We start from the raw sequence: 11,289 nt of genomic DNA, 5'->3' as shown, positions 1-11,289 counted from the left end.
CCCGGTCTATCGGCAACGCGCAACGCCGCGGTCGCCTGCGAGCGCGCGCCGCACTGGGGTGCGGCGCTCCCAGTGCGACGGAGTGTGAACTGATGTTGGTATGCAGCAATTGCAATTCGCCCCTGGGTTGGGCGACCGAGTACTGTCCGTTCTGCGGCAAGCCTCGCCCGGTCGCAGTCGTGGAAGCACAGCCACCGTCACCTGTGCCGGAGACGGGGGCGGTCGCGGCGGTCCAGTCCCGGCGGCCCCCGAGCCCCGCCCCCGAGGGAGCGGCCTCCCGTCGCGAAGACCCCGCGCTAACGCCTGAACCCGTCGCCGTGCGCCAGCCCGAGGGTTCGTCAAAGCCCGCCGCAGAAACCCCGTTGACGTCACCAAGGCCCAGTTTGTTTAGCTGGTTTCTCAAGCTGTTCAATCTTGGTCGATCCCTGACGCCAGCCCCTTTCAGGCCCTTCCACGACCAGTTCCCAGATGGCAGCAGGGGGCCTGAGATGGTCTGGCTCCCGCCGGGGAGCTTCCTCATGGGCTCGCCGGAAGGAGGCGACCGGGCCTATCCCGACGAGAAGCCGCAGCACGAAGTGCAGATCCCGGGATTCTTCGCCATCGGCCGGTTCGTGGTGACATTCAAGGAATACGACCGATTCTGCGTGGCCACCAAGCGCAAACAACCATCGGATATGCATTGGGGCCGCGGCCGGCGCCCCGCGATCAATGTCTCCTGGGATGACGCCATGGCCTATTGCGCATGGCTTGCCGCGCAGACCGGCCGGACCTACCGTCTACCGACCGAAGCGGAGTGGGAATATGCCTGCCGCGCCGGTACCCAAACCAGCTGGTCATTCGGCGAAGACCAGAATGCCTTAAGCAAGCACGCCTGGTTTGAAGGCAACTCGGGAGGTAAGACCCAACCGGTGGGCGCAAAGCGGCCCAGCCCCTGGGGACTCCGCGATATGCATGGGAATGTCTGGGAGTGGGTCCAAGACCATTGGCACCCTGACTACCAGAGCGCCCCCGCGGACGGCCGTGCCTGGGAAGACACCACGGGCGAAGGGCGAGTGCTGCGTGGCGGCAGCTGGATCAACGGCAGTCGCAATGTCCGCAGCGCCTACCGCATCCACGACGATCGCGGCGGTCGTTCCCGGAACTTCGGGTTTCGACTCGTCCGAGGTCCTTAGCTCAGAGCGCAAAGGAAGCAAGCGGGTAACACGCTGGGCCGGCCTGCCCAACTGCTGACAGCGCTCCAGCGGTGCACCCCTGCGTCAGGCGCTCTGCGCCGCGAGCACCGCCGCCACCGCTTTTTCACACTTATCAGGAGGCTGTGTGTGCGTTAGGTGTTGGCCCCCGCCAGACTGCTGTCCCTGCCGACGGCTTGACCAAGGAAAATCGCGGGGGTCAGCGCGTCGCCGAAGCGTTCCAGGCATCGGCGCCACCCGAGATAGTTGGGGAGATACTTGGTCGCAACGCCGCAGAAGCGGGCCATCCAGCCCTTGAGGCGGCTGTCGTAGGCATTGACGTTCTGGATGTGGAAGGCGTTATCGACGACCCGAATCCCCGCGCTGAGATTGATGGGCTGCTGGGCGATATGGGCCTCGGCGGCGAAGGAACGGTAGATCGCGGCACCGTCGGAACACAGCACGGCATCGGGGTCGAGGATCGGGGCGAGCACGGTGCGTATGCACTCGGTGGTGGCTTGCGCAAGCACCGCATCGGTGGTGTTGCGGCTACGGTCACGCACGATCAATACCGGGATCTGTTCGTGGGACAGACCGGGCTTCGCCGCCACCCCCCCGCGTTTTCTGGCCGGGCGAGGGAGATGCCATTGCCGGTGATGTCGCCTCGCAAGACAGCCGGTTCGAGCCGTCTGAGACTGGAGGGTTCAAGCGTTTTCTCCTGGACCATCACGACAACCCGGTGATCGCCGCCTTTCCGGTCGACGACCTGCTCGGCAAATTCAAGCAGCCAGCGGCGTGTGCTGGGTGGCGGTTCCTAGTGCAACGATGCGCAATCGCTCCGCTCCGCCAGCCGCGGCATTGCGGACCCCGACGGGGCGGCCTCGTTCGGGTTCCGTGTGGCCAGGATGGTCGCCCCTTGAGCGACACTTCCATGGCCCGTTGGCCGGTGACAGCCCTGTGCTTGACGAAACCCCGTGGACCGCATACTGTTACTAATTTTCGCGTAGGCTGGGTAACTCTTGTGGTGTACTGCGCGTGCCCAGTCGAGCGGGGGCAAGAGAACAGCAACGAAAACAATGATCATGGTTGGTGAGCGGGAGTCCTGACACCCTGCGAACCATGGCTGAACGCCTTGGCGCATTCTCAGCATTAAGAGCAAGAGTAAAGAAATGGAAACATGGGATCTTGACTATCCTGATGGCCACAGCGAGACTTGGACCAAAGACGGACCGAGCGGTCAATTCAGACTGATCCACTACAATGGCCTAAGCCCTGCCGATGACCAATATAGTCCGCCCGAGATGGCAGAACTCGTCGGCGCCCGTCTGTGCCGTGAGGGTAACGCCACTGTGCAGTATCCCGGGCTATTTCGCTATTCGCCGGTCACGGGTAAGGCACTGTCTGAGCCCCAGGCGTCGACATCGGAAAGCTGGTTACCCCCGTTTGGTCACGGACACACCCCGGACCCTTTCGGAATGCCCGGGCTGCGCCAGACCCATGTCAATTTGGGTTTGGCGAGAACCCTGGTACCTGAGCAGGACCCAGGTACCCAGTTGCCCTTGCCGCCCCCCGGCGATTACCATTTTCTCGTCGGCAACCTCGGCGCGCGGCGCGCTTCACTACTGGCCATTGAACCGCGCAAAGGAATGCTATACGTCTTTCGCGACTCGCTGTCACTGTGGGTAGAATTGCGCGGCCAGCACCAATTATTGCCGGGGTCCACGCTCGTCACCAGCCATTGGGGGTTGGCCTGTCCCGATGCCAGCAAGCAGAAACTCTTTCTCCCGACCGATCGGGGGCTGGCGCTTCTCGATATCAACATCTTGAATCTTAGCTATGAACTGCGCCTGTTCCCTGGGCGTTGCATGGGTTCTCCCGTATGTTTTCAGGGGGCGCGTGTGTTCGTCCCGGTCATCGCTGATGGGGACAGGGGCGGGGTTCTTCAAATTGATACCGGGAATACCTTGCGGTTTGAACAGCTCGAATTCAAACACTATTTCCTCGCTAAACCCTTTCCTGCAACCTTAGTGGACCAGCGCCGCATCATATGGCTCAGCCGGCTCGGTCAACTGATACTCACATTTGACGATAGTGCCAATAAGCCCGCCATTTCATTTATCAGTTGGCCAGCGGGGTTCGAGCCCTGCTTCCAGTTCGGCAGCCCCTATCGTGCGCGTGACGGGGTGCTCTGGCAGCTTGGTTTCGACCAGCCACAGGGGCGTTATGAATATTTGTCGCTTGCGAGCAATCAGCCCGAACGGCAGGAGACCGCCTCACCACGCTTCGGTTCCGGCACGATCAACTTTACGCTGGAAACGCAACTGCGAAGTCATCCCTGGCTTGACCCAGAGACGGTGACCGATGCGGGATCGCGTCATATTGTGGCGCCCCTGCTGGAGTCCCCCAACAAATCGGCGTTTTGCGTTCGCATCCCCTGGAATCAGGGGGCTGACGACCTGTTCAACAGCCAGGGTAAACATGCCGTGGTGTTCCGGCTGGTCATGGAACATGGGGATATTGACTTTTTCACGAAAAAGCTGACGCGCCCGTGGCTGACCAGCTCCTTTGTTTATCGCAACGAATTTTACCTGTATCACCCGGATTTTGATCAGCATATCCCAGGCTGGAAACTGCTGTCCTGCTGATCAATGGAGACATCATCATGCGCCTGCGTTTGTTGTTCTTGTTGCTTACGCTCGTCTCGCCGGTGCCTGCTGCCATGGCGGTACAGCAGGCTTTTCTTATTCAGAATTCGGGGTGGATGGAGCCATTTTATAGTGATCCGCAATCGCTGTTCAAGCCGCTTATTTTGGCCGTGTTCCATACCGTGACGCGTCCGGAGGATAAGGTCTTCGTTTCAGTGTTCAACCAATCAGTCGGCGAAAATAAATCGCCAGCGTTGGTTTATTCCAACAATGAAACTCGTAGTATAGACGACGTCATCGCCGACATCAAGGTTGCTAAGAAGCCTAAATCCAATGCCTTGACTGACACACATTTTCAGGAAGCGGTAACCAGTACTATTGTTGATCAATTTCAAGGCAAGTCCGGTATCATATGGATTTTCACCAATAACAAGAACAGCCCGAATAACGATTCCGCAACCGTCATGCGTAATCGCGAGTTTTACGAATTGGTCCATAACGAGCCGACGATCACCAGAACCCTTGCTTTTCCATTGGGTATGCCGGTCAAGGGTCGGGTCTATCAGGCTACCGGCATCATGGTCTATGCCTTGGCCTATGGCGACGAGGCCGACGCCGCGTTGCGCTCCCTGATTGACAGCGGACGGGCCGGGCAGGTATTTACCGAGAAGCCGGCACGGTTGAAGCCGCTGGATCGGGATTCCGTTCGCCTGCTGCCGCAGGAAATCAGGAATCAGCCCGGAACCACGGTGGGACTGGCCGCGGATCAGCGCACGGTTGTATTGGATGTGGCGGTCGCCGAGCAGCAACCCAGCGTCGAGATCCTGGCGTCACTCGAAAACCTGTTTTACCCCTATATTATCGAGTCGGCGGACATCTCGGCCAGCTTTGCTGTTGCCTCATCGCGCAGTGCGCTTTCCCCGGAGCCCTCGCGCATAGCCTTGCTGGAGCCCGGCGCACGGAAAGAAATCAGGGTTACCCTTCCCATTCCACTAGGCCAAATTCCTTCAATCTGGTCAATCAAGGCGTTGCGTTCATTAGGCACGCGCTTTGAAATCCACGGCACACTTGAGCTGGAACTGAGCAATCAGCGGCTCATCTTATCTGATGCCTTTCGCAATAATCTGAATACACTGTTTCCCGGCGACCTGATTTCTGAAGTATTCGCGCCGCCCCAAGATGCCCTGTCATCCCAGGTCAGCATCCCGTTTGTGATTCGCATCATTTATCCCACCTATCCGATCTTGCTCATCGGTCTGGCCCTGCTGGTGGGTCTGGGGTCGATCCTGTCGGCGCTCATTCTTGGCAACCGGCCGCGCGTCTATCAATTGAGGATCGATGGCCAGGCGCAGACCTGCAGGCTCAAGCCTTTTTGCTCTCAGCAATTGTATTCCGCAGGGGGTGAGTCAATTGCAAGAGTCAGGCGTGGGATCGCCAGGATCGCGATTCTTGACCGAAAAGAAGGGCACAGCGTTGAAGTTGGCCAATAGCGATCGTCAATGTTCTTTCCCGGACTTCCAGCACCGCCTGACTTTCTGACAGCCCTTCCACCCATCTATTCAAACGGGGAAACACCATGGCCCAAACGACATCTACATCCGACAGCACGGTTGGCCATCAAGGTCAGCCCGCGAAGCCTGCGCCCCAAGGATTCAAACTGCCTGATCCCAATGGCCCGGCAGCAAACCTGCCGGCCGGGGGAGCACCGGGAGCAAACCCTGTGGCCGGGACAGCGGTAACAACGGTGCCCCCGACTCCCATAGAGGGTGTCGAGTCCGATACCCTGCCGCGTGATCTGGCCGTCGGTGGCGGTGTTTTGCTCGTCCTGGTCATTGCCTTTTTCTTTGCCAAGGGTGCTTATGCCAATATGTTGGTCGGCAAGCGGGTGGCGCCGAGCTCTGCCAATGCGGCTGGTTGGTGGCTGTTCGTACTATTGACCAGCCTGGCGACCGGTGGTGTGTTGGCGATCATCGACCAGGCGCGGTTTCTGACGCCCATCTATATCGCCAGTTTCTTGGGCGTCGCGTTGTTGGCTTTGATACTGATGCTGGTGACCGGACGCCGGTGAACCAGTCAGTCACACAGTATCCCTGACACTAGGAGTGCATCATGGCAGAGCAAGAGAGTGCGGCGCGCGCCAAGCCGGCGGAACAAATCGTCAAACTACACCCGACCCTGTATATCGGGGTGGGCGGTACCGGGATGGAGGTGATTCTGCGGGTGCGCCGCCGGATACTTAGCGCCTTGTGGGGGCCGCAACGCAATCCGGTGCGGCTCGCGAGCCTGGCGGACTTTCCGGTCGCTCAATTCATCCATTTCGATCTCGATCAAGGTGCCCTGGTGGAGTCGGGCAAGTCGCAGCGGACCGATCCGCTAGCCGACGCGGTCAAGCTGTCCGACGAGGACCGCCTGGTGGAATCCTTTGAAATCGAGCGGTACAGTCGCAGCGATGACGACCTGGCGAAGTACCCCCATATCGAGAACTGGTCCCCGCTGACGCCTAAGAAGATCCGTGAGATGGGGATCGATCCGGCCAAGGGTGCCGGTCAGATTCGTGCGATCTCGCGCCTGTACTTTTTTGACAAATACCCAAAGATAAAGGAAAAGATTCGCGGAAAGTTGGCGTCCTTGAAGAGCGGTTTGTCCAAGGACACGCAACTCAAGGCGCTCGGGCTCGATCTGGATCAGAGTAAATTTCGTATTGTTGTCATCGGTTCGGTAGCCGGGGGTACCGGCGCCGGCTCCTTTCTCGATATGGGGTGGCTGGCGAAATGGATCGCCAAGGAGACCGTGAATTCAGCGTCTGTCGAGATGATGGTGTTTCTGCCCACCGGCTATCAAAGTGCCAATAAGGAGCGCACCGAGGCCAACGGCTATGCCTCATTCATGGAGCTCGAGACCTGCATGCAGGGCAACTCGCGTTTCGTGACGCGCTGGGATGCGTACGATCGCCTCGACAACCTAGCCAATGAACCACCCTACAACGAGGTGTATCTGATCGACTCGGGTAACCTGGCGCAGTTCCATACTGCCGATCAGAAAGACGTTTATGGTATGGTGGCCGATGCGCTGTTCGAGGACTTTGCCTCGATCGAATTTGCCAACAAAAAGCGCTCGGTCGCCGTTAATCAACAGCAGCACAAGAATCGCCCCTTTACCCCGCCGGTGCCCGGTAGCCGTTATGGCGATATGCGGTTGTCATATTATCAGGGTTATTCGGCATTTGGGCAGGCGGTACTGGATACCCAGCGTGGCTTGCAGCGTGACATGCGTGCCTATCGCTGGACGGCGGAGATGGTGAAGGCCTTCTTTGGTGTCGCCATGGCCAATGTCGGGGCACGCCGCGCAACGGACAAGCAGCGCGACGACTTCATGGCCCAGTATATCCAATTGGTGCCGCGGGCCTTCACCAACTTTCCGGATCTCAGCGACCCCCGTGCACGGCTCAACCGCGCGGAATTTACCGATTACCAGATGACCGACAGCCTGCTGATCGATCGTCAGGGGTCACTGGTCGATGGGATGCTGCAAAAGGTGGCGGCGAGCATCGAGCGGATTGCCACGGCGAATAACAAGGACGAGTGGGGTCTATGTATCCGGGAGTCGGTCAAACAACTTGAACATGACGTGGTGCGCGACCAGGACTCCACCGCCGATACCACTGAGGATCGCGTCAGTCACGATGCGTCCGAGTTGTTCAATGACACGACAGTCAAGATTCGCGACCAGCTTTATGTCTATCTCGACAACAAGGAGTACGGCGGTCTCGAATATGTCCTTTCGCTCGTCGAGCAAATAAAGGATCGCCTGGAAAACCCCAGCACCGGCCTGATCGCCGCTATGGCTGACAACTCCCGGCGCTATGCTGAAATACGCGATGTGGTGCGCACCTGCGAATATGACCGTCTGTTGAGCAACCTGGAGCAGACCAAGGGTGGCGGCTTGTTCAGTTTTGGCAACAAGGAGGAGCAGGCGCGGCTGATCCTAAGCCAGATCAAACAAGAGATCTGCCATTTTCTGCAATTTCATCTTCGCGCCACGGCGGCTGCTCACGCCTCTGCACTATTGAAGAAGGTATCCCAATGGTTGGGTGAAAGGCAGGGCATCGATGGGCGGGGCGATGCCACCTGGAGCGGGTTAGTGGGTGAGTTCCAGGCCGGCCGCAATGCCGTGGTCGCCATGATCGACTCGGTGGACAGCAAGGTGGATCTCTTGCTCGAAGATACGCACAAGGAACATAAGACCTATATCCTGGTGGCGACCCCTGACGAGGGTGCGCCACTGCCTGCGGTGAATGAACTTCGGGCCTGGGCCGATGATGTTTTCACCAATATCGGCGGTTCGCGGACACTGTTTCCGATGCTTGGGGAACCCAAGGAGCGTGAACGGCTCATCGGTCTGTTGCGGGTCAAGGCGGAACAGCAGATTGCCGCGCTGTCCCATCGGCAGTCGGATGAAGGCGATCCGCTGTTGCTCGCGTTGGAGGCGATGAGCCCGACTGAGAGGCAGAGTAAATTCCGGGATCTGATCTCACGGGCAATGCCCTGGGTGGATGCCAGTTGGGGGAAGGATTTTGAACCCAAGTCGGATCAGTTCAAATGCTATATCGGTGTCGCCAGTGCGACGGAATACGAGAAGCGCTTCAAGGATGAGTTGTTGATGCAGATACCCGGGGGTGTCGGCATTACACCCCAGCAGGTGGCCTTTGTCGATACCGGGATGCCCGGTCGGGCCGTCTGTTATTGTGAGTTGTCTGGCATCCCATTGACCACTCTGCGCGGCATGGAGGCGTGGCGGACCAGCTATCGCAAGGAGTCTGAGAAGATTCCGCTCCATACCCACCGCGATTCCACCCAGTTCACCCATCCACTGGCCCCGTCGACTTCCGAACTCAATCGTCTGGCCGATGAATTTTATCAGTTCTTGCTAGGCGTGATGCTTGGCATACTGAGCCGGGACACTAGGGGGGAGACGGTTCCGCCCGGGCAGTATGTGTTTGCGGTCAGCCGTGGCGACAGTCGGCGTATCGGCAATGAACGCGCATTTCGTTTGAATGGCCTGCCGGAGACCTATCGCAGCCAGATCCTCGCTGAGATCAGCGAGCGCGTCAGCGGTCTGAATCCCACTCAGTTAGGCTGTATGGCCGTGTTGGCCGATTACTATGCCAAGGAGGTCTATACGCCCCGTCTGGTGGAGGATGAAACGGGTAGTCAAAGACCGGTGAAGGGATTTGCGGCCGCCATCGCGGAGGAGTTGGGGCGTGATCTGCGCGAGAAGACGCGACGCAAGGGCGTGAGCGACGCTGATAGCGCCCAGTGCCTGAGGCAGGCGCTTGACAGGATCGATGCGTGGAGCCGCACCGTCGAGAACTCCAATGCGGACGCCTATGGTTGGGAGGTTCAGGAAAGTGAGCAACCGCGTGTGAAGCGTGTTGTGCTCCCGATCTTTTTCGAGGCCGGGGCCTTGGGTAGCCTGTTGGGACAGCCCGCGCAATCTCATGCGCAAACAACGGCCGGCGTGGTGAATGTACAAGCGTACTCGCCTGGTCTGGGTGCACCGCCGCCCCCGCCGGCCTTTGGCTCTTCGCTGCCGCCACCGATTGGCGTGCCCCCCGTGGTGCCGCAGTACCAGTATTTCGTCGTGCTCAATGGTCAGCAACAGGGACCCTATCCCTATCTCCAGCTGCAGCAGTTACTGGCGACCCGGCAACTGGAGGTGGCGACGCTTGCCTGGCGTGAGGGCCTCGCGGGGTGGTTGCCGATCAGTCAGGTTCCTGAGCTTGCCGCGCTGCTGCTGGTCACCCCACCGCCGGTACCGGGCACCCCGCCGCCGATCCCTGGGGCTGTCCAGGTGCCGGTGACACCGCTGGATCCGCCACCTGGGGCCTGATCGATGTTGGCATGCAGGTTCTGCAACGAGGCGCTGGGGTGGGCGGTTCAATTCTGTCCCTTTTGTGGGAAGCCTGACCCGGCGGTGGTCGTCGAACGGCCGAATCCGGCGGCGGCGACGAATGCGGTGCCAATGGTGGTCAAATTGACCAAGGGGATGAATATGTCCCTGTCGAAGACCTTCCCCGGTGTCGAGCGCATACGGATCGGCCTGGGATGGAATGAGCGGACGGCCGCGGGCGACGCGATCGATCTGGATGGCGTCGTCTTTATGACGGCGGAGAATGGTAAGGTGCGGGGCGACGAGGATTTGATCTTTTTCAATCAGGTGACCTCGGCGTGCCGCTCCGTGTCATTTGGCGGCAAGCAAGAGATGGGCGAGGAGTTTTCGGTCAGTCTGGACCTGGTCCCGACGGCTATCCAGCACCTGGTGATCGGCGTAACCATTTATGAGGATGACGCGCGTCGACAGGATTTCGGCCAGGTTCGCGGGGCCTGCGTTTGTCTCTCGGACATGAAGGCCGGGGCAGAGCTTGTTCGCTTCGACCTTCCGGATGCTCAGGGTACCGAGACGGCGATGATTCTGGGGGAGATCTACAGGCGCGGCGGCGAATGGAAATTCAGGGCAGTGGGACAGGGTTTCGCGGGTGGGTTGAGGGCGCTCTGCGGTCATTTTGGCGTCAGCGTGGCGTGAGATATTTGCTCGGCTTCCCGGCCGCACACTGGGTCCTCACGCGAGCACATCGCGCACGAGCGCGAAACCGGCCACATCGATCAATGACCGCTGCCATCCACAGGGCAGTGTTGGTCCAGGCACGGGGCATCTCGTCACTCATGGCAATAACCTCGCTCAGGCGTCGAACAGCCCGGCCAGGGTGTCGGCCCGGGCCGCGGCGAGCAGCCAGGCGCGCAGGCGCTCGGGGTCGCGGGTGCTGCGCAGGCGCTCGCGGGTGGTGTCGTCGACCGCCAGGCCGCGGGCGGCGAGGAGGGTCAGGATTGCGTCGGCCAGACCTTCCTCGCGTCCTTCCTCCCGTCCTTCTTCCAGTCCCTCCTTCCGTCCCTCCTCCCACCCTTCCTCGCGTCCTTCCTCCCGCCCTGCCTTATGGATAGCATCCAGGTCCGCATAGCCGCGGCGCTGCAAGAGGTTGCGCAGGATAAGGTCCTGGGCGGCGGCACGATCGAACAGGGCGGCGACCGGGACCGGATTGCGCAGGATGCCCGGGGCCAAGAGCTGCTCCCCCACCCCGCGGGTCTGCATCGGCTGCCCCGGGGCATGGACCTCGACCCGGCGCGGGCCGATCAGGCGTACCACCCACACCAGGCGGGTACCGTGGGCGAGCAGGTCGGCGATCTTGGTCCGCAGGTCCGCCTCGTCCTGTCCGCGGGCGGCGTATTCCAGGGCGAGCGGCGGGGCCTCGGGGATCCAGCCGCCGTCCCCGCCCGGCACCCCCGTGTGGCCCGCCACCGAGACATCGGGTGCGCGCAGGGTCCCGGGGTCCGGCGAATAGCCGGCATCGACCCCGGTCCACTGCACGTCCGGGTCGCTGTCGAGCAGCGCGGCACCGGTCGCGTTCGGGCCCGCGTGGT

7 protein-coding genes and 1 pseudogene are annotated in these 11,289 nt (G+C 60.4%); 6 read left to right on the top strand and 2 right to left on the bottom strand.

Annotated elements, in window-relative coordinates; all coding sequences use genetic code 11:
- Nucleotides 1-488 precede the first annotated feature (488 nt).
- Nucleotides 489-1,172, top strand: a complete 684-nt coding sequence (locus QZY48_RS00315) for a formylglycine-generating enzyme family protein (RefSeq protein ID WP_295426363.1) — start codon at nucleotides 489-491, stop codon at nucleotides 1,170-1,172.
- Between the two features lie 152 nt (nucleotides 1,173-1,324).
- On the opposite strand, the pseudogene QZY48_RS00310 reads toward QZY48_RS00315, so the two are convergent.
- Nucleotides 1,325-1,807 (bottom strand): annotated as a pseudogene (locus QZY48_RS00310) (IS1595 family transposase); the annotation flags it as partial.
- A gap of 531 nt (nucleotides 1,808-2,338) precedes the next feature.
- Here QZY48_RS00310 and QZY48_RS00305 point away from each other — a divergent pair.
- From QZY48_RS00305 to QZY48_RS00285, 5 genes are all read left to right on the top strand, one after another.
- On the top strand, nucleotides 2,339-3,814 hold the full coding sequence (locus tag QZY48_RS00305) for a hypothetical protein (RefSeq protein ID WP_295426361.1): 1,476 nt from the start codon (nucleotides 2,339-2,341) through the stop codon (nucleotides 3,812-3,814).
- Nucleotides 3,815-3,831: 17 nt separating this feature from the next.
- Nucleotides 3,832-5,304, top strand: a complete 1,473-nt coding sequence (locus QZY48_RS00300; RefSeq protein ID WP_295426359.1) for a hypothetical protein — start codon at nucleotides 3,832-3,834, stop codon at nucleotides 5,302-5,304.
- An 86-nt stretch (nucleotides 5,305-5,390) separates the two neighbouring features.
- Nucleotides 5,391-5,882, top strand: a complete 492-nt coding sequence (locus QZY48_RS00295) for a hypothetical protein (RefSeq protein ID WP_295426357.1) — start codon at nucleotides 5,391-5,393, stop codon at nucleotides 5,880-5,882.
- A gap of 41 nt (nucleotides 5,883-5,923) precedes the next feature.
- Nucleotides 5,924-9,703 (top strand): tubulin-like doman-containing protein, encoded by a 3,780-nt coding sequence (locus tag QZY48_RS00290; protein ID WP_295426356.1) that lies wholly within the window; start codon nucleotides 5,924-5,926, stop codon nucleotides 9,701-9,703.
- Nucleotides 9,704-9,787: 84 nt separating this feature from the next.
- The gene (locus QZY48_RS00285; RefSeq protein ID WP_295426355.1) at nucleotides 9,788-10,396 is read left to right on the top strand and encodes a TerD family protein; all 609 of its coding nucleotides are present in this window, start codon (nucleotides 9,788-9,790) and stop codon (nucleotides 10,394-10,396) included.
- A gap of 156 nt (nucleotides 10,397-10,552) precedes the next feature.
- Here the strand turns inward: QZY48_RS00285 and QZY48_RS00280 are convergent.
- The coding region (locus QZY48_RS00280) for a Uma2 family endonuclease (RefSeq protein ID WP_295426353.1) at nucleotides 10,553-11,289 on the bottom strand (737 nt) is incomplete at its 5' end.

This window comes from uncultured Thiodictyon sp. (assembly GCF_903828115.1).
GTDB lineage: Bacteria > Pseudomonadota > Gammaproteobacteria > Chromatiales > Chromatiaceae > Thiodictyon.
The sequence above is the reverse complement of the archived record's forward strand: the minus strand, read 5'-3'. Positions and strand labels throughout refer to the sequence as shown.

Coding starts and splice junctions, on each gene's coding strand:
- QZY48_RS00315 (WP_295426363.1), top strand. CDS start 489: ATGGTCTGGCTCCCGCCGGGGAGCTTCCTCATGGGCTCGCCGGAAGGA.
- QZY48_RS00305 (WP_295426361.1), top strand. CDS start 2,339: ATGGAAACATGGGATCTTGACTATCCTGATGGCCACAGCGAGACTTGG.
- QZY48_RS00300 (WP_295426359.1), top strand. CDS start 3,832: ATGCGCCTGCGTTTGTTGTTCTTGTTGCTTACGCTCGTCTCGCCGGTG.
- QZY48_RS00295 (WP_295426357.1), top strand. CDS start 5,391: ATGGCCCAAACGACATCTACATCCGACAGCACGGTTGGCCATCAAGGT.
- QZY48_RS00290 (WP_295426356.1), top strand. CDS start 5,924: ATGGCAGAGCAAGAGAGTGCGGCGCGCGCCAAGCCGGCGGAACAAATC.